Annotated in this window: 15 protein-coding genes and 1 tRNA gene; 3 read left to right on the top strand and 13 right to left on the bottom strand. The window is 57.2% G+C overall.

The features are described 5' to 3' along the window. Nucleotides 1-55: 55 nt before the first annotated feature. The 11 genes from AC2T9U_RS09160 to AC2T9U_RS09210 form a co-directional block, all read right to left on the bottom strand. The gene (locus tag AC2T9U_RS09160; protein WP_208302993.1) at nt 56-1,189 is read right to left on the bottom strand and encodes an MraY family glycosyltransferase; all 1,134 of its coding nucleotides are present in this window, start codon (nt 1,187-1,189) and stop codon (nt 56-58) included. Between the two features lie 122 nt (nt 1,190-1,311). Then, nucleotides 1,312-2,145 carry an L-threonylcarbamoyladenylate synthase gene (locus tag AC2T9U_RS09165; protein ID WP_493695886.1) on the bottom strand — a complete coding sequence of 278 codons (834 nt, stop codon included), beginning with the start codon at nt 2,143-2,145 and terminating at the stop codon, nt 1,312-1,314. Nucleotides 2,146-2,239: 94 nt separating this feature from the next. Beyond that, nucleotides 2,240-3,148, bottom strand: a complete 909-nt coding sequence (gene prmC / locus AC2T9U_RS09170; RefSeq protein WP_493695887.1) for a peptide chain release factor N(5)-glutamine methyltransferase — start codon at nt 3,146-3,148, stop codon at nt 2,240-2,242. After that, nucleotides 3,145-4,236 (bottom strand): peptide chain release factor 1, encoded by a 1,092-nt coding sequence (gene prfA / locus AC2T9U_RS09175; protein ID WP_493695888.1) that lies wholly within the window; start codon nt 4,234-4,236, stop codon nt 3,145-3,147. Before prfA ends, prmC begins: the two co-directional genes overlap by 4 nt. Nucleotides 4,237-4,329: 93 nt before the next feature. Next, nucleotides 4,330-4,545 carry a 50S ribosomal protein L31 gene (gene rpmE, locus AC2T9U_RS09180; protein WP_115029363.1) on the bottom strand — a complete coding sequence of 72 codons (216 nt, stop codon included), beginning with the start codon at nt 4,543-4,545 and terminating at the stop codon, nt 4,330-4,332. 144 nt (nt 4,546-4,689) lie between these two features. After that, on the bottom strand, nt 4,690-6,048 hold the full coding sequence (locus AC2T9U_RS09185) for a hypothetical protein (protein ID WP_493695889.1): 1,359 nt from the start codon (nt 6,046-6,048) through the stop codon (nt 4,690-4,692). Between the two features lie 233 nt (nt 6,049-6,281). Further along, nucleotides 6,282-8,189, bottom strand: a complete 1,908-nt coding sequence (rho, locus tag AC2T9U_RS09190; protein ID WP_493695890.1) for a transcription termination factor Rho — start codon at nt 8,187-8,189, stop codon at nt 6,282-6,284. Between the two features lie 330 nt (nt 8,190-8,519). Beyond that, nucleotides 8,520-9,563 (bottom strand): homoserine kinase, encoded by a 1,044-nt coding sequence (locus tag AC2T9U_RS09195; RefSeq protein ID WP_493695891.1) that lies wholly within the window; start codon nt 9,561-9,563, stop codon nt 8,520-8,522. A 2-nt stretch (nt 9,564-9,565) separates the two neighbouring features. Beyond that, on the bottom strand, nt 9,566-10,897 hold the full coding sequence (locus AC2T9U_RS09200; protein ID WP_493695892.1) for a homoserine dehydrogenase: 1,332 nt from the start codon (nt 10,895-10,897) through the stop codon (nt 9,566-9,568). Between the two features lie 134 nt (nt 10,898-11,031). Then, complete coding sequence (gene lysA / locus AC2T9U_RS09205) at nt 11,032-12,453, bottom strand: diaminopimelate decarboxylase (protein WP_493695893.1); 1,422 nt, start codon at nt 12,451-12,453, stop codon at nt 11,032-11,034. A gap of 188 nt (nt 12,454-12,641) precedes the next feature. Further along, the gene (locus AC2T9U_RS09210) at nt 12,642-13,634 is read right to left on the bottom strand and encodes a hypothetical protein (RefSeq protein WP_493695894.1); all 993 of its coding nucleotides are present in this window, start codon (nt 13,632-13,634) and stop codon (nt 12,642-12,644) included. A gap of 71 nt (nt 13,635-13,705) precedes the next feature. Here AC2T9U_RS09210 and AC2T9U_RS09215 point away from each other — a divergent pair. Next, nucleotides 13,706-13,777, top strand: a tRNA-Arg gene (locus AC2T9U_RS09215). Nucleotides 13,778-13,836: 59 nt separating this feature from the next. Here the strand turns inward: AC2T9U_RS09215 and AC2T9U_RS09220 are convergent. Continuing rightward, nucleotides 13,837-16,230, bottom strand: a complete 2,394-nt coding sequence (locus tag AC2T9U_RS09220) for an alpha/beta hydrolase (RefSeq protein WP_493695895.1) — start codon at nt 16,228-16,230, stop codon at nt 13,837-13,839. Between the two features lie 237 nt (nt 16,231-16,467). Then, nucleotides 16,468-16,653: a hypothetical protein gene (locus AC2T9U_RS09225; protein WP_493695896.1), complete on the bottom strand. Its 186-nt coding sequence runs from the start codon at nt 16,651-16,653 to the stop codon at nt 16,468-16,470. A gap of 289 nt (nt 16,654-16,942) precedes the next feature. On the opposite strand from AC2T9U_RS09225, the gene AC2T9U_RS09230 reads away from it, so the two are divergent. Both AC2T9U_RS09230 and curA read left to right on the top strand, forming a co-directional pair. After that, nucleotides 16,943-18,175, top strand: coding sequence for a hypothetical protein (locus tag AC2T9U_RS09230; protein WP_493695897.1), 1,233 nt, complete (start codon nt 16,943-16,945; stop codon nt 18,173-18,175). A 113-nt stretch (nt 18,176-18,288) separates the two neighbouring features. Then, nucleotides 18,289-19,305 (top strand): NADPH-dependent curcumin/dihydrocurcumin reductase, encoded by a 1,017-nt coding sequence (gene curA / locus AC2T9U_RS09235; protein ID WP_493695898.1) that lies wholly within the window; start codon nt 18,289-18,291, stop codon nt 19,303-19,305. Nucleotides 19,306-19,339: the final 34 nt, after the last annotated feature.

Consider the following 19,339-nt stretch of genomic DNA (forward strand, 5'->3'; position numbering starts at 1 on the left):
TAACACGCATGACCTGGTCGATCCGCCAGTTCGGCACCCACACCCCCGATTGCTTTCATTCAGCCTCACGGGTTTTGGACAGCCGAAGCCGAGAACGCCGCATCCGCATCCGATCCCCCACATTGAGCGTGAGCACCAAAGCAACAGCAGCGAGCAACATGATCCCTGCCAGCGGCATAAGCCCATCAACAAAACTAAACGAGACAACCCCAAAAGCAACGATGGCCGCCCACAAATACAGCAAAAGCACCGCATGCCTATGCGAGTGACCAATGCGAAGCATTCGATGCTGAAGGTGCTGAGCATCAGCTTGGAAAGGGCTTTGCCCCCGGCGCACACGCCGAACCACAGCCATAAACATGTCCAACAACGGAATACCCAGAACCGCCACTGGAACAATCAAAGGCAAGTAGAGAACGATTTCATCGTTCTGCGTAACGTGAGCCGTCGGATCGATATTGCCGATCATTGAGATCATCGCAGCAGAGAGCATCAGCCCAAGGAATAATGCCCCCGAGTCCCCCATAAACAGCTTGGCCTGATGAAAGTTATGCGGCAAAAATCCGATACAACTTCCAGAAATAGCAGCACATACGAACGTGCCGGTGGAGATGACGTTCGGCGGATCGTAAGTATACGAAAGCTGATAGGCATAGATAAAGAAAGCAAAAGCAGCAATAGCAACAATTCCTGCAGCCAACCCATCTAAGCCGTCAATAAAGTTGACTGCGTTCATCGCAACCAAGGCGATAAAAACGGTCAAACCAATAAGAACCGGACTAGGAAGTACCGTGACACCGAAAAGTGGAATCGATAGCAGCTGCACACCAAACCATGCCATCACTCCAGCAGCAATAGCTTGACCCGCTAATTTAGTGAGAGCATCAAGCTCAACAATGTCATCAATAGCCCCGACTGCAGCAGCTAAAACTCCCCCAGCGCAAATACCAAGAATTTCAGTGCTGTCGAAAATCTGAGATAGATGCGGCAATTGTCGAGCCACTAGCACCGCAGCAAGAAAGCCGAGACATATACCTAACCCGCCCAGCCGTGGGATCGGTTGCGAATGCACATCACGAGCACGCACAGCGGTAACCGCACCAACACGCACAGCCAGCCGCCTAATCAATGGAGTGATAACGAAAGTACAAGCAGCAGCAAGCGTCGCAATGAAAAAGTACTCGCGCACGCTAGCCCTCCTGCCAACGCCGGTTTACCCCCGACCACGTGACACGCGTGAGTTCTAGAGTCACGAGATCTGACTTCCCCCGAGGCAGAGAGCAGTCTGAGCCTTGGTGTCGACCCAGAACTTCATGAACAGCTACTACCTGCTGTAGGTGGTTCAGTATTCGTTCTCGCATGTTCCTTGTTCTGCTCGACGTGTGATGTGCCTTGCTCTTCAGCTGACGATTCAGCCGATGCACTCGTGGCTTTCTCACCAGGGTGCGATTGTTTTTGCTCGACTTCAGGTCTCTGCTCAACTTCGGGCGTGTCTGCAAGCGCAACGTCGTCACCAGGAAATGCCACCGAACGCAACTGTGCTTCAGATATTTCACCTTCACGCAGAACTGTGAAGTCTGCGCCTGTGGCATCGATAATCGTCGAGGCCTGCCCACGGCTAGCTGGGCCCCCATCGAGATAGATAGACACAGCATCACCGAGTTCGCGCTCAGCATCAGCAGCGCTTGTCGCAGCCGGGTGGCCATGCTTATTTGCACTCGTGACGGCCATAGGGCCAGTAAGAGCCAAAACAGCCAAAGCTAGCTCAGAGTCTGGCATGCGCAGTGCCACAGTTCCGTTGGTGTCACCCAAATCCCATACGAGGCTACTTTGTGCCTGCAGAACAATCGTCAACGGGCCGGGCCAAAACTCATTCACCAACCGGCGAGCATAGTCCGGGACAGATGTAGCCAACCCATCAAGCGTGCGCTTGTTCGGTACAAGAACCGGTGGCGGAATACTACGACCACGTCCTTTCGCGACAAGGAGGTCACCAATAGCTTCACTGTTGAAAGCATCAACTCCCACGCCGTAGACCGTGTCAGTAGGGATGACAACCACTTCTCCGCGCTGTACCGCATCGGCAACAGCATGGATCGCCGAATCGGCTGTCTCGCTGTCGGTGCCGTCGACGATTTCGCTCATCTGTGCCTCCTCCACCCCTACATAGGAGTGTCTACGGTTGTGCCACTGACGATCTTACGATCGTGTCCTCCACGCGCGCTTAGAACGCCCCCGGTCAGCTGTTTTCTCCACTGGTGGCACGGGTGGCCACTACATGCCGGGGGCGGCCAGTGTCGTCGTTTTGATCATGAACCTTTACCCAACTTTGCTGCCCCAGCAGCACATCAACAATCGCTTTACCCTGCACATCTGCATGTTCCATCAAGAAAAGGCCACCTGGCCGCAGCAGGCCACTTGCTCGCCACGCTACGGCCGCAGGGATGGCCAAACCATCATCGCCAAGCCCATATAGCGCCATTGCCGGATCATGCTCAGCAACCTCAGGGTCGACAGGAATCGCATCTGGCGGTATGTACGGCGGGTTAGAAACGACAATGTCAACAGTTCCATCAAGGTCGCCCGTGACAGCCTCAGCTGTGGCGTCTCCGCGACGTAACTCCACCTGCGCTGCCATAGAAGTGATATTGCGCTCAGCCCACTGTGCAGCATCACCGGAAAGCTCAACAGCAATCACCCGCGCTTGAGGCACCTCCGTCGCGATAGCCAAAGCGATCGCTGCAGAGCCGGTGCATAAGTCCACTACAAGCGGCTCATGAACCCCTTCCTGCACGAGCGTTGTAGCTGCATCGATGGCAAGCCCAGCAAGCATTTCCGTTTCAGGCCGCGGAACAAACACCCCAGGCCCTACACACAGCTCAAGATGACGAAACGGCGCCAACCCAGTGATGTGTTGCAAAGGAATCCGGCGCGACCTTTTCCCTACTACCAGCTCGTAAGCTGCAATATCCGCTGCTGTTAAGGCATGCCCTAACAGTGCAGAGCGCTCCACATCTGCTGTGTCACATCGAGTTATATACGCCAGAAGCAGCGCAGCATCACGCCGAGGTGAGGGGACTCCAGCGGCCTGAAGATCTCTGGTCGCCTGCCGCAAGGCCTGCCCAAAAGAGCATGATTGAACGGTCATGAGGTGGCTTGCGCCATGCGTGCCCGCTCATCAGCTTGCATCGCTGACTCCACCACGGGGTCCAATTGACCATCCAGCACAGTATCGAGGTTGTAAGCCTTATACCCCGTACGGTGATCAGCAATCCGGTTCTCCGGATAGTTGTATGTACGAATCCTTTCACTACGGTCAACGGTACGAACCTGGCTCCGCCGCGCAGCCGAAGCCTCAGCCTCAGCCGCATCTCGCTGTGCCTGCAAAAGCCTGGCACGCAGTACCCGCATCGCAGACTCTTTGTTCTGCAACTGTGACTTTTCGTTCTGACTCGTCACCACAATCCCCGTAGGCAAGTGAGTCAACCGCACAGCAGAATCCGTCGTATTAACGCTCTGCCCACCCGGGCCCGAAGAACGATAAACATCAACACGCACGTCATTAGGGCCGATCTCGATCTCGTCATCGGTTTCCACCTCAGGCATCACAAGCACACCTGCCGCAGAAGTATGAATACGACCCTGACTTTCCGTCACTGGCACACGCTGCACCCGATGCACACCACCCTCATACTTCAAACGTGCCCAGGGAGCTTGGCCAGGCTCAGGGGTGCCCTTGGCTTTTACCGCCAGCCGAATGTCTTTGTACCCGCCTAGGTCTGAGTCAGTGGCCTCCAGAACCTGCACACTCCAGTTCCGCTGCTCCGCATAACGCATATACATACGAACAAGGTCACCCGCGAACAAGGCAGACTCTTCCCCACCTTCACCTGCCTTCACCTCCAGCAACACATCACGGTCATCATCAGGATCGCGTGGCAGCAACAAATGATGCAGCCTCTGCCCTACGCTCTCCAGCTGCTGACGCAGCGCAGGCAACTCTTCAGCAAACGCAGCATCCTCATCAGCCAACTCAATCGCTGCCTCAAGATCGCCATGCACCTGCTCAAGCTCACGAGCCGCAGCAACCACTGGCCCTAAAGCAGCGAACCGTTTACTTGCCGCCCGGAAACGTCCCTGGTCTGCCAGCAGCACTGGATCCGAGAGGTCTTTCTCCAACCGCTGGTACTCCTCAACATGAGGCTGTGCAGCTTCCAGTAACGACTGAACTTCCATGCCAATCCCCTCTCATCACCAACGCCGCGCACACCGCGACGAAACAACGATGCGCCGGACCCAGTATCGGGTCCGGCGCATCAATCACGACCGTTAGTTGGCCTTGCGCTTACCGTAGCGGGCCTCAAAACGAGCAACACGGCCACCAGTGTCTAGGATCTTCTGCTTGCCCGTGTAGAACGGGTGGCACTGCGCACAAACGTCGGCGCTGATAGCGGCACTCTTCGCAGCGCTGCGGGTGGTGAACTGGTTACCGCACGTGCAAGTAACCGTTGTCTCGTGGTACTCAGGGTGAATATTTTTCTGCATGGTTTCTCCTTGGTAGAGGCTGCCGGGTCGCACGAAATCATCCGAATGATGAGGTGGACGCCATGTGCGTGAACCGGCGCGTTGCGTGAACCGGCAGACAAAGTCAATTATGCCTGAGCTCCCGCTATGTGAGAAACCACCTCATCATGCGCGAGCCAAAGCCACGCCCTTGCGAGCCATTTCACGCATCACCCGCTCTATATAAGCGATCTCCGAGGCATCCCACGAGCGCTCATCAGCCCAAGAGCTGACCGAAATCACACCAGCAACATCACCATCAACAAGTATTGGCAAGAACAACGCCGACTTAGAACGCACCACCACAGGATCCTCAGCAATCCACGTATCCAAAGAGTCAAGCTCGCTACGAGCCCCGCCATCCCATACACGCACCGCATACGGCGTCTCTATCGTCGGTGGCGTATGCGCCGAAATCCGGTACCACCACATTTCTGGAACCTGTAAACGAGCAGTCGCCGTCCGCGACCACACTGCGGCATATGGCCCCTCATCGGTCCATCCAGCCAACCGAACTGCATCAACTGCCAAAGTAGTGCCAATGGCATCCGTAGCAACCTGCGCTGCACGAACCATGCTCGTCTCACGAGAAACCAACATCACGGCATCGTTGCCAGCCTGCAGCAGCGCCAACGACTGCGCCTGCTGATCCACCAGCCGCAGATGCTCCCGATTCAAATGATTCAAATCCGCCGCTACCGCTCGAATCTCCGGCGTTCCTGCCTCCACATTGGCCCACGCCGTGCGCTCCCCCTCCACCTGCCTGCGCAACGTTTCCCGCAGCCCAAGCAACGGGCCAGTCAAACTACGCACCGTCCGCCACGCCGTAAAAATCGCCAACAACGCGGCAAGCACCGTAGCAGTCAAAACAATCCGGGCACCATCACCAAGCATGTCCACCACTTGCGAGCGCCACGAGATCGCCGCCGCATCCAAAGTGGCTTGAACCGCCGCATTGTCTTGCATGGCGACTCCGTACAACGCCCGCGCCCTCACCATGTCTGACTGCGGGGGTGTCTCTTCTTCAGCTGCTTTCGTCAGCAATCGGCTGGCCTCTACCCAGGCAGCCGTCGAAGCCCGCATCTGGGCAATCTGTTCCGAAAGATTTCCCACCCTGGATGTGTCATTCAATGGCCATAGCCACGCCAGACGCTGCACCGCATCAATATCAGTTGTATACCTCTGAGAGAACCGATTCCATGGCGCCAGCAAGTCAGCAGACGAAGAAACATCACCGATCTCAGCGCCTTGACTAGCAGTCACGGCAGCCGAGAAAGACCGCTCAGCCGAACGCAAATCATCCAATACCCGAACATTGGCGGCTCTGGCCGGCGCAATCACTTCCGCCTGCTTCTGCACCATTGAGGCAGCATGAGTGCTGATCCACGCTGATGAGCTCCCGATCAACACAAGCAACGCAATCAACAGCGTCGTGAAAAGAATCATCCTGGTTCGCACGGAAAGGGAACTCTTCGGTCCTGTCATGCCAGCTCCCTTCGACGCGCTCAGCCCTGGATTTGCAGCCTAGCAATGCCTTTAGCGCTCGCAGCCCCTGGGGGCCAACCGTCCGCTACTCCAACATTCAGTGTCAATACAACACGCGATTGCGTAGATACAAGGAGCGAGGGCATCTGCCCGTGCGGCCATCACCGCAGGAGCAGACACCCTCGCACGTCAATCTTCAAAGTTACTCACTCTGACTACCTCCGGCAGCCAGGTCACTCATCTTCGAGTTTGATACTGGAGTTCCGCTGCACCATCATCAAAAACTCTGCGTTGCTCTTCGTCTTCTTCATCTGCGACAGCAACAGTTCTAGCGCAGCCTGCGGCTCTAGCGCCGAAAGAACCCGACGCAGCTTCCACATGAGCTTCAATTCCTCGGAACTCATGAGGATCTCTTCGCGACGCGTGCCCGAGGGGTTCACATCGACAGCGGGGAAAATTCGACGATCAGCAAGCTGACGTGACAACCGCAGCTCCATGTTGCCGGTGCCCTTGAACTCTTCGAAGATAACCTCGTCCATCTTCGAGCCGGTCTCAACCAGAGCGGTAGCCAGAATGGTCAAAGACCCACCATTCTCAATGTTGCGGGCAGCACCAAAGAACTTCTTCGGCGGGTATAGCGCACCAGAATCGACACCACCAGAGAGGATGCGACCGCTTGCCGGAGCCGCCAAGTTATAGGCACGCCCCAACCGGGTGATTGAGTCCAACAACACAACCACGTCATGCCCCAACTCGACCAGACGCTTAGCACGCTCAATCGCCAGCTCGGCAACCGTGGTGTGGTCATCGGCAGGCCGATCAAAAGTAGAGGCAATAACCTCACCCTTAACCGTGCGTTGCATGTCCGTGACTTCCTCTGGCCGCTCATCAACGAGCACAACCATGAGGTGAGCCTCGGGATTGTTTGTTGTGATCGCGTTGGCGATCGCCTGCAGCATCAGCGTCTTACCAGCCTTGGGCGGGCTGACAATGAGGCCTCGCTGTCCCTTACCAATCGGTGACACCAGATCCATGATTCGGGTGGTGTACACATTCGGTTCGGTCTCCAAACGGAGACGTTCTTGCGGGTACAGCGGAGTCAACTTATTGAACTCAACACGCCCTCGAGCTGCTTCTGGCGTACCACCATTCACCGTGTCCAAACGCACCAAAGCATTGAACTTCTGTCGCGCCGGAGGCTGCTCACCCTCACGCAACGCTTTCACTGCACCGGTAACGGCATCGCCCTTACGCAACCCGTGACGCTTAACCATGGCCAAAGGCACATACACATCACCCGGGCCTGGCAAGTAGCCACTCGTACGCACGAACGCATAGTTGTCCAGTACGTCCAAAATGCCCGCTACCGGGACCAGAACGTCATCCTCGCTGTAGGACTCCACCTGGTCGTTACTGAAGTCATCGCGACCCCGACGGCGGTCACGATCACGGTTACGGTTCCGATTACGGCGGCGCCCACGGGAGTCATCTTCGTCGCGGTTACGTCCACGGCGGCCACCCCGCTCGCCACGCTCACCGCGTTCAAAACGCTCCCCGCGCTCATCATCGCGGTTGCGGTTACGGCGGCCACCACGGTCGCCGCGGTCCGAGCGATCCCGGTCACCGCCACGCTCATGGCGCTCTGCGCGCTCATCATCGCGGTTGCGGTTACGGCGGCCACCACGGTCGCCGCGCTCACCCCGTCCGGAACGGTCATAGCCGTTCTGCTCCTGCCTGTCGGAGCGTCCCATACCCTCCACGGCCTGTTCATCACCCTTGTCTTCGCGCGTCTCGTGCGAGCGCTCGCGGCCGGACTCCGACACGCGGGTCCGCTTCTCGTGATCTTGTGCGCCGTGATCTTCCCGCTTTTCACTGGCACGGCTCTGCTCACTGGTCTCCACAGATCTAGCGGAGCCTTCATTTGTTTGAGCAGGTCGCTCCGGTCGAGAGGAGTTGCGGCCACTACCGCGACCTGCTCCTTCAACCTCGCGAATAGCGGTGATCAAATCACCCTTACGCATCCCAGTGGTGTCAGGGATACCTATATTCCGTGCAAGTTCCTGCAGCTCCGCCAGACGCATCGTCGTGAGACCGCGACGCTTGGGGGCGGTTCCCACACCCGCTTCGGTGGTGTCGGTCACAAACGTTCCTTCCCCTCGGCGAGCAACTCGCTTCATTCCGAGGTTTTTGCCACGGCGGCCGAAGGATACGGCAGCATGTGGACGGCGGCAGAGAACGGGGCTGATTCACCGGATGTGAATACAGGCGCGTTCCTGGCGCCGTTTCGAATACGTGAAACTCTCAGCGGACACGGCATCGGAAAGCGGATACCGGTAAAGCGGATCGTCGCCGCATCGGGGGCACATCGCACGAAAGTGAACGGATCGAACAACAAGATCTAGGCCGCTGAAATGACCCGTCTCCTTAATGATCCGCAGGCCCCGTCAGATAAGGGTCAGAACAGGGTCTGATCAGGCGAGCGAAACATCTCCGCCAGAGAGCGCCTCAAGAGTAACACGCTCAACCCTCACACCTCTCGTCGGAACACCAGGACGAAGAACCTTCCACCCCTGACTACTACGACCGGCCACCACAGCCTCGACCACCGACGCATCACCCGAAGAAGAGCCCAACACAAGAACACTCGGCCCCGCACCGGAGATCACAGCAGCCAGCCCTCGAGCTCTCAACTCATCAACAAGTTCCATCGATGCCCCCAGCGAGCCACGCCGCTGTTCCTGATGCAGCCACTCCCTCGTAGCAGGCAACAACAAATCAGGACGTTGCGACAACGCCAACGTCAACAACGCAGCCGTACCCGAGTTACGGGCAGCCTCACCATGCGGCACCGAAGCCGGCAAAACCGATCGCGCAATCGACGTCGGCAATTGAGCCGTAGGCACAACCACCAACGGCTCAATATTCGGATGCAACGGAACCACCGCAGAGGCAAAACGTGGAACTGGCTCTACCTGCTCGCCCGCCTCATCCAGTACCCACGACACCGTGGCACCACCAAAAACACTGGCAGAAGCATTATCAGGATGCCTCTCCAAACGAGAGGCAAGATCGCTAACGGCATCAAGGTCGATCTGCACCTCACCTTGACCCAGCGCATCACCCTGATTCTGCTCAGCCACGGCAACCAGCCCGAAAGCCAACGCCACGCCCGCCGTAATAGCTGCTGCCGAAGACCCCATCCCCCGCCCCTGCGGCACCGTTGAAGCACACCTCAACACCAAACCAGCAGGAACCGCGACCCCAGCCTGCTCAAAAGCAGTACGCATCGACGCATAAACAAGGTGCCTCTCATCACGAGGAACACCCTGATCATCACCGTCGATCACGATGGTCAGCCCAGGGGTCTCTACCACGCCAGCTACATACGTATCCCACACCCCCAAGGCCAAACCCACTGAATCGAACCCGGGCCCCAAGTTGGCCGAACTAGCGCAGGACCGCACCCGCACCGCCGTCCCCACCGGCAACACCTCAACCACCGCGCTACCTTTCACCCTCAACTCCCCACAACCCGCATCACAGAATTAACTCCGCGAACAACCCCCAAACCCGACACAGCCTTCACCGTCGCCGACAACGAGGCTTCACTACCCTGATGCGTCACAATCACCAACTCAGCATGACCAGACTCCTGGCCATCCTCATCTGCAGCAATCGACTCCTGACGAACCTGCTCAATTGACAAACCAGCCTCAGAGAACAATCCCGCCACCGACGCCAACACGCCTGGACGATCCTCAACATCCAACGACAGGTAATACCGAGTCTGAGCCTGACCCGGATCCAACACCGGCAAATCCGCATACGCCGACTCCACTGGCCCACGGCCACCCTGCACACGATGACGAGCTTGGGCCACCACATCACCCATCACTGCCGAAGCCGTCGGCTCACCACCAGCACCAGGCCCATAGAACATCAACTCGCCAGCCCCCGAAGCCTCAACAAACACCGCGTTGTAAGCCCCACGAACACCAGCCAACGGGTGCGTCACCGGCACCATCGCCGGATGCACCCGCACCGAAATACCCTCCCCCTCACCCACATCAGTACGCTCACAAATTGCCAACAGCTTGACCACACACCCCATGGCCCGCGCTGCACGCATATCTGCGCTTGTCACCTCAGTGATCCCCGTCCGGGACACACCCTTCAACGCCACCCGCGAGTGGAACGACAACGACGCCAGAATCGCTGCCTTAGCCGCAGCATCAAACCCTTCAACATCCGCAGTTGGATCAGCCTCGGCATAACCAAGCTGCTGAGCACGCTCTACCGCCTCATCGAACCCCATACCAGTCGAATCCATCTGATCCAGCACGTAGTTCGTCGTTCCATTGACGATACCGAGCACACGATTCACCGAATCGCCAGCAAGAGACTCCCGCAAAGGACGCAGCAACGGAATAGCACCTGCCACCGCAGCTTCATAGTGAATATCCACCCCAGCTTTCTCCGCAGCCGCATATAGCGTCGGACCATCCTCAGCCAGCAACGCCTTATTTGCCGTCACTACACTCGCACCGTGATCAAACGCCCGCAGGATCAACGAGCGCGCAGGCTCAATCCCACCAATAACCTCGATCACAATATCCGCGTTCTCCACCAACGACTGCGCATCAGTAGTGAATAACTCCGCCGGCAACCCCGACGCAGAACGATCCACCCCAGCCCGGCGCACCGCCACACCCACTAACTCCAACGGCGCACCAACCCGCGCAGCTAAATCCTCAGCTCCCTCAGTCAGCACCTTCGCAACTGCAGAACCAACCACACCAAAACCAAGCAACGCCACACGAAGCGGAACCTGCCGAGAGTCATCGTTCATCACTGGACTGCTCACCTCTACTACATCAACTCGTACACAACACACTCGACCAGACCAGAACGCAAACCAACGAACCAGTCCCCATCAACACACGCCGCAACAACCCCCAACCCGACAACACACCACCAGTGCCATCACCCTTCGTCCACATCCAAAGCCAAGATGTCCTCCACCGTCTCACGCCGAACAATCACTCGCGCAACACCATCGCGCACCGCAATCACCGGTGGACGCGGAACATGGTTGTACTGGCTCGACAACGCACGGCAATACGCGCCCGTGCCAGGAACCGCAACAAGATCGCCTGGCACCAAATCATCTGGCAAATACTCATCCAGCACCACGATATCGCCGCTCTCACAGTGCTTTCCCACTACCCGCGACAACACCGGCTCAGCCTGCGAAACCCGCGAAGCCAACGTCGCACTGTAGTCAGCCTCATACAACGCCGCCCGCACGTTATCGCTCATGCCACCATCAACCGACACATATCGACGCCGCCCACCGCCTGGCAACGCAACGTCCTTACACGTCCCCACCTCATATAACGAATATGTGCTCGGCCCCACAATCGAACGCCCTGGTTCCACCGAAATCACAGGAACCTCAACACCAACCTGCTCAGCCTCCCGCTGTAACAACACCGCAAACTCCTGCGCAATACGCGAAGGCGGCATCGGCTCATGCTCACTCGTGTAAGCAATCCCAAACCCACCGCCAAGATCAAGCTCAGGAAGCGCCCTGCCCTGCTCATCACGGCACTGCGCCAACAAACCCAACAACCGACGCGCCGCTACATGGAACCCATCTGAAACAAAAATCTGACTACCAATGTGGCTATGCAAACCCACTAGACACATATGTCTCCGGGAACGAATCGCCTCCACCGCCTTAGCTGCCACCCCCTGAGCCAACGAAAAACCAAACTTTTGATCCTCATGCGCCGTGGCAATGTACTCGTGCGTATGAGCCTCCACCCCCACCGTCACCCGCACCATCACCCGCGCAACCACCCCCAGCCGTGCCGCAACCCGCTCCACCCGCTCGATTTCGTCAAACGAATCAACCACCAGACGCCCCACCCCATACGACAGCGCCTGCTCGATCTCCGCCACTGACTTGTTATTGCCATGCATTCCGATCCGTTCAGCAGGGAACCCCACCCGCTGAGCCACCGCTAACTCACCACCAGAACACACATCAAGACTTAGGCCCTCATCCATCACCCACCGAGCCACTTGCGTACACAAAAACGCCTTACCCGCGTAATAAACATGCGCTCGTCCTACCCCGAAGGCCGACTCGAACGCCTCTTTAAACGCACGCGCCCGATACCGGAAATCCTTCTCGCTCATCACATACGCAGGCGTACCAAACTGTTCAGCAAGAGCGACCGCGTTCACCCCATCAACCCGTAACCGGCCACAGTCATCACGCCCAACACCCATAGGCCATAACTGCGGCAGCAACTCGTTGACATCCGATGGCGTTGGCAGCCACAACGGCGGCCCCCCATACCCTGAAGCATGCATTGCTCCAGCCTCATGCGCGCGCATCTCGACCTCGAATCGCTCGACAACAAGACAACGACAGCCTCACGGCGGAAACCGCATCATCCGAATCAGATTCACACCGGCAGCCTTCATATCTGAGTGTGTCAGCTCTATCGATCTGCAGGAACACACCACTTCACCCGTGAGATCGGCATATCCACTACACCAGCAAAGCCAGGCACGCCTGACCATCACACACGATGCGGCAATGCCGTACCCAACGCAGCCACGCCATCATCGATCACACTCAGCACAGAGCGCGCAACAGGCACTGGCAGCCACGTCGCTTCCTCCACCAGCTCCCCCACTGCCAACACATAACGGGCAACCAACCGCGGCGAAGCCGTAGCCACTGCCTGCTCCAACACAAACGGCCACGAAACCAAAAGCACACTCAACTGCTCTATCCGGCGACTTTCACTACCAGAAACATCACCCCTGCCATACTCATCGCCGCTACGGACAGTCAGAGCAGCCCGAAGACGCGCATGAGCAACCACAAAAGCAGCATTACCGGCTTTTCTCGCCAATAACTCTGTCGAGCACAGCGCCAGCTGACGCGCAGGCACAGCTAGCAACAATGCCCACGCCAACGCCGCAGTACCCAACGCACTGACGTCCTCTTCCTGCATCAGCTGGCCATCAACCTGCACCGGAGCGCAAATCATCTCGTACGTTTTTTCTTCATATGTGACTCGTACTCCTTGACCAGGGGTAACTGCATACTCCACACGATCCCCCACCGCTAAAGCACACCCACGCAAAGCAGCAACAAAAACCTTTTCACGAAACCCACCAGCCTGAGCAGTTTCTATTGCAAGGCAGGACGAGCCACCTAGCCACAATCGCAGTCCTCTATCCTGGGTCGGCAATAGCCCAATGTGATCTTGTTGCCCGACTAGCTCCAGCTCAACATCAAGGCCCTTGCCTGCAGGACGCGCAGCAGCAACACCAGGAATCTGCACAACCTGATCAGCAAGAACAGCCTGCCACTGTGAAGGATCACCACCGGCTGCGAATAATTGCGGCAGTGGGGTACGCCATGTACGGATGCCGTCGACTGGACGCAACGCGACTTTACGGAGCATCGCTCGCGGCCCACCATGCCGTGCAGTCAGGTCGTTTTCCACACACGAAGAAATTTGTCGCGCCAACTCCGCAATCGAGAACTCCCTATCCATCACCCGGAATTCCCCCTGTCAGAGCTTCTATTTCAGTGCTGACCGTTAAGCTGATAACCTGACCTACGTCCCGAGCCCCCTTAGCTCAGGGGATAGAGCACCGCCCTCCGGAGGCGGGTGCGTAGGTTCGAATCCTACAGGGGGCGCAGCAAATGCGGCTGGTTCCCTACCTGCAGGTAGGGAACCAGCCGCATTTATGTCACCCTTAACCAATCCTGCCGGTAACAACCTTGTCCGACATATCGAACTGCATCATCGACAAGGCTAGTTTCACTTGGCGACCAGAGACCCCCGGAATAGTCGCGATACGAATCGTGGCTGTTTTCGTCTTCTTATCAAACTTCACATCAAGCGATTGCACAGCCTTAGAAAAAGGAGTCTCATCAGCTTTTTCGATATGGAACGCTTTGCGCGTAGCTTCACTAAGCTCCTTCGTCAGGATCTCGTTACCTCCGGCAGACTGAGGCTTAACGATCACTGTGAGATCGCGATTTGTTTGCCCGTTCGCCTTAACCTTCCACTCAAGCACTCCACCAGCCTTCGCCGTGGCCTGCTCAGGAGTAATAGTGAAGGTCGGTTCTGGATCATCGTCAACGACTTCGACCACCCCAGTCGGATTGCGCACCACCAAAGGGCCCCGCGTCTCAATGTTGATCTCTTTACCAATCATCTCGTCATCAACAGTGTTCCCCTCAACGGTGAACGGCAGATTGACTGACTGCTGACCTGGCTTTACCTGCACCCAGGTCACCTCAGAACGCCCTTCTTCTCCAGCTTTTCCTGCAGCATCCGTCACGATCCCCACTTGAGCTGGCGCTGTGACTTTCCCATGAATAGGCAACGTCACATTGATGGTGTGACGTTTACTTCCTTCATTGACTCGAATCGGTTTCGTCGGTGCATCGATGACCGCAGGAGGAGGCGTGGCAGTCATACCGCCCTGTCCCCGCGCCAACGACATGTCCAAAACAGCAACATCGCTAGCCGCCGCGGCGGTAAAACGCACACCCGCTAAGGTTTTCCCTTCCAAGCCTGCAGGAATATCTACTCGCCACAGCTGTGCCAAGTCACGGATGTGAGATCCCTGATTCGTTGGTTCTTTCGCACCCAACCGAGCCAAATCAATCGGAGCTGTGTGCAGTTCTTTACCCTGTGCATCCAGAAGAGTCGCTTTCATGTGGGCACCCTTCTCCCCACGAACCACGATGCGCGCTTCGAAGGAGTCACCACGCTGAAGAGCAGTTGGAGAACCAAACTGCACGCCACCAGACTGCCCCTGCGCTAATCCCATACGAAGCGCGAAACCATCGCGAGAGTCCCTGGCCAGCCAGTGCGGCGAAACCTCTTGATCATCGCTCGTACGGCATTTCTCACCAGTACACCAAGCCGCACGACCAGTCGGTTTACTCGACAGCTGTTTAACAGAAGTGGCGCCCAACGCATTCATCAATGAAATACGGTTACCCCCTAACGGAACCGCTGTGACGAAATTCGCTCCAGCACCTTTCGCTGGTTTCCGTCCTTCAAGGACATGCTGCGCATTGCGGTCCCCAAGGAGGAAAGCACGAGCGACTTCACTGGAATATGTGACGAGCACATCCCGTTGTTGTTTGGCACTGATACGGGTCTTTGCCGTGCAAGCGCGTCGGGAGCCATCATCTTCTCCCTTACCTGTCGACAAGCCGGGCGTCCATTCAGTGTTAAAGAAATTGTGCACACCGCCGGTCAGAATAAGGCTGGACTGGAATGCTGCCCCCGGACCATAACGTGCTGGAGTATCGGTGTACACCTGTCCTGCGAGGTCAATAACGTCACCATCACACGTGGGCAAAATAGTGACCGACGGAATCGTTGGGGTCCCTATACGACCAAAGCTTGTCGGAGCGAGAGTGAAAATCCCAGCTACACGCCACGGATCATTGGCAGTCGAGTCCAGCGCAGTGCGGTTCACACCCTCCCCACCTCGCGAATGGCCAATAAGCATGAGTTTCTTCAGGTCGAAAGATGTCTTACCTGGCCACGAAACCTGCCCAGGAGAGGAAGCTGCCTTGGCCAAGAGGCGCAAGTTGGCACGTAACACAACAGAGCGGGCCGCAGCGCCCTTGTCGTTAAGGTCTTGGTCGTTACCACTAACAGCGTTCGCATCGACAGAGACGGTGTAATACCCCTGTGCTGCGAGCGCTTTCTGGACATAGTCGTAGCCACGGAAACTGGGAAGCTCGCGAGAGCCTTTCGGGCATGGCCATCCAGTGACTGTTTCTTTAGCGGCATTGGTGCAGGTGTCATAGAAGCCGTGCAAAAACACGATGACCGGCCGGTTTCCTGGCGCTCCCACAGGCTCTACGACATGCCCGCGGATGGCATTGTTTTGTTTGATTTGCGGCACGAAAACTGAGCCACGGTCATAGTCGAAGGATCGGGTTTTGTATGCCCCTCCTTGTGGTTGCGAAGACTGGTCGTTACTGATGCGTGCTGGGGTGTCGGAGCTAGCGAGGGCGGCCACGGGAGTAAAAACAGAGGTTGCAGCCGAGCCGGTGGCTAGGAGGAGGGCCGCGCCGAAAGATCCGGCGCGAGCGTGGTGTCGGGTAAATCTAGACATGACGACTCCATCGTGCGAGACAGGTAGGGCCCGAGACAGACACGGCCGTCGGAATAGCGGTGTCTCAGCGTCTGGGGTGGCAGGGTGCCCGCGCGAAAACGGGGGTCCACAGTTATATTGCGCTGGCGAGGGAGGGCTAGTCCAGCTAGACACTGAGTGATAACGGGTGTGTCGAGTGAGACATAAATCAGCAGGTTGGAGTACGCGAACTGCTTGATGGGGCGGACTGAGAACGCCTCAGCGGTGCTGTGTTTTCGATGTTTTTCGCGCTTCTTCGGTAGCGCAGCTAGGACAAGAATGCTTTACCGTCACGATGTTCATCGCCTCTGATTTTTCCTCAATTGCCGGAGGCGCTTCGGCTGCAGAACATGCTGCTAACGCCAATACCAATGCAGTCGCTGACAAACCGATGACAGAATCCATGAGATGCTCCTCCTCGCTGGACAGAGCTGACCTCACAAGTATTGTTTTCGCCCGCATCTAGGTCTGGTAACTCTCAGCGCGCGTCGCGTTTCCCTTCCAAAATCTCCTTTCAGTGTCAATACATGTATGGGTGTGCAATCAGCTATACGACACCCAACCACGCACCTTCAAACCGACTGCCATCGGACCAGATTGAACAGACGCAGATCAACAGCAACCCACAAGAATGACAGCGCATTCGTTGATTCTGATGAAATGCGCCAAACGCCACCTTGCCCCGGAGAAACCCATGACCACCCCTGACACTCCCGCCATGCCCCCAAACCCATCCGCCCCCTCTCGCGCCACCCGTTCCCGAAGCGCACCATGGCTATTCCGGCAAGCCAGCCTCCCCCGCCCCGTCCTCCACGACCCCCGCAGCGAAACTGAAGCCCTCAACGAAGCCATGAAAGACATCTGGCGACGAATCTGGGCAGTAGCTTTCGGTAGCCTCCTGGTCGTCTCACCACTGACAGTTCTCCCCTACCTGCTCAGACACCCAGTGAACGCTGAAGAAGCCATCTTCACCTGGTGGACCACCGAACTTCAGGGAAATGCTTTCGAAGGACTCGAACCCTCAGCAGTCGCCTCCGGTTTCGCAGCCATCGTCGTCACCCTGTTCGTTGCACACACCATGCAAGGTCAGCAGGCAATCCCCCCGCCCAACGAGAACGACATGAACACGCACATCGAAACCAAAGCGCGCGTCATCGTCCTCGATGCCCTCGTCTCATACGTCGGAGCAACCGGAGCCGCATTCAGCTGGCTTCTCATCCAACTTCCTGAAGAAGGGAAGAAAGCCCAATCAGCCGACTTCCTCATCCCCTTAGGCAGCGTCCTCATTTGTAGCGCCCTGACCGCCCTCACATCACGCTCCACCGAATCACTGCATTTATTACAGCTGATGGACAAACTCCAAAAAGCCAACCTGAACGCTGCCGTAACCGCCTACGAACGACACATCACCAACGCCCAAAAAAGAGGCGTCACCATCGACACCACCGGACTGTCTTGGCTCGCATCCATGAAATCGTGGCTTCGTGGCTTCCCCCTAGCCCCGACGCTTTACGTAGCCACAGCGTGGATCCTGGCAATCCTGGCCCTAGGACTATTCACCGGCGAATTCTCTCTCGCCCTCATTCTCCCAACCATCACACTGGCTGCCATCGGCGCTTCCTTCAGCCTCGCCGTACTGTCCATCATCATCGATGGCGTCGTCACACAAACCATCGCAGGCCGCGCCGGAATATTCACCACACGACTCTTCTTCACCATGATCCTTTTCTTGATTTACCTCCTCACCGGAGTTGTTCTACTTTTCCTTCACCCCCCAGTCGGATTGCTCATGACCTCCTTCGCTCTCCTACCCGTCGGTGGTGCGTGGTTGAGCTTTAGCCAACCAAAATTCGCTGAATCCATCGGAGTAGCGCTCAAACGACGCACCATTCTCGTGGCAAACATGACCTACAACCGACCCTCATAACCACCCCCTCATACGCGACACACAGCACGCCATCTCCATATAGACGCAGCGCGCCAAATGTGATGGGTTAGACAGCACAGCTGACACAAACCCCCTCAGCGAGAGGAATCACCATGCCAACAACCACACGAGTTTTTCTCGCGCAATACCCCAACGGCGAACCCACCGACAACGACCTCCGCATCGAAGAAACCCAGCTCACCACACCCGAACCCGGCCAAGCCCTTCTCCAAACTCTCTACCTGTCCCTCGACCCCTACATGCGCGGACGCATGAGCAAAGCCGAGTCCTACTTCCCACCACTAGAACTCGGCAGCACAATCGTCGGCGGAACCGTATCCCGTGTTCTCGAATGCCCCGGCGGCGAGATCACCCCCGGAGACCTCGTCCTGGGATACGGCGGATGGCAAACCCACTCCGTAGAAAACGTAACCCACCTGACCCGCCTCGACCCCGACAAAGCTCCACCCTCCACCGCGCTAGGCATCCTCGGCATGCCCGGATTCACCGCATACGCAGGGCTACTGCTCCTTGGAAAACCACGCCCAGGAGAAACCGTCGCCGTCGCAGCAGCAACCGGCCCCGTAGGCTCCGCCGTAGGACAAATCGCCCGCATCTACGGAGCTCGCGCAGTCGGCATCGCCGGCGGACCAGCCAAAACCGCATACCTCAAAGAACTTGGCTTTGATGCTGCCCTGGATCACCGCAGCTCCACCTTCGCCGACGACCTGGCCACCGCCACCCCCGATGGCATCGACGTCTACTTCGAAAACGTCGGCGGACACGTCTTCGACGCTGTTCTGCCCCGTATGAACACCTACGGACGCATCCCCCTATGCGGCCTCGTATCCGGCTACAACTCCACCGACCTACCTGCTGGCCCCGACCGCAGCAGCCAGCTCATGGGCATCATCCTCAAAAAATCCCTCACCGTCCGCGGATTCATCCAAACCGAATTCCAGAAAGACCACTACAGCGACTTCCTGCGCGACATGACCACCTGGATCAACGAAGGAAAAATTCAATACAAAGAAGACATCGTCGAGGGCCTGGAAAACTCCCGTGAAGCCTTCCGCGGCTTACTTACCGGTAAAAATTTCGGAAAACTCATCATCCACGTCGCTGAATAACCACCCCCAGGCCGGGGCATTCCACGGACTGCCC

It is taken from the genome of Dermatophilus sp. B7861-1, assembly GCF_058996045.1.

Coding starts and splice junctions, on each gene's coding strand:
- AC2T9U_RS09165 (WP_493695886.1), bottom strand. CDS start 2,145: ATGAGCGAAATCGTCGACGGCACCGACAGCGAGACAGCCGATTCGGCG.
- prmC (WP_493695887.1), bottom strand. CDS start 3,148: ATGACCGTTCAATCATGCTCTTTTGGGCAGGCCTTGCGGCAGGCGACC.
- prfA (WP_493695888.1), bottom strand. CDS start 4,236: ATGGAAGTTCAGTCGTTACTGGAAGCTGCACAGCCTCATGTTGAGGAG.
- rpmE (WP_115029363.1), bottom strand. CDS start 4,545: ATGCAGAAAAATATTCACCCTGAGTACCACGAGACAACGGTTACTTGC.
- AC2T9U_RS09185 (WP_493695889.1), bottom strand. CDS start 6,048: ATGACAGGACCGAAGAGTTCCCTTTCCGTGCGAACCAGGATGATTCTT.
- AC2T9U_RS09200 (WP_493695892.1), bottom strand. CDS start 10,897: ATGAACGATGACTCTCGGCAGGTTCCGCTTCGTGTGGCGTTGCTTGGT.
- lysA (WP_493695893.1), bottom strand. CDS start 12,453: ATGCGCGCGCATGAGGCTGGAGCAATGCATGCTTCAGGGTATGGGGGG.
- AC2T9U_RS09220 (WP_493695895.1), bottom strand. CDS start 16,230: ATGTCTAGATTTACCCGACACCACGCTCGCGCCGGATCTTTCGGCGCG.
- AC2T9U_RS09225 (WP_493695896.1), bottom strand. CDS start 16,653: ATGGATTCTGTCATCGGTTTGTCAGCGACTGCATTGGTATTGGCGTTA.
- AC2T9U_RS09230 (WP_493695897.1), top strand. CDS start 16,943: ATGACCACCCCTGACACTCCCGCCATGCCCCCAAACCCATCCGCCCCC.
- curA (WP_493695898.1), top strand. CDS start 18,289: ATGCCAACAACCACACGAGTTTTTCTCGCGCAATACCCCAACGGCGAA.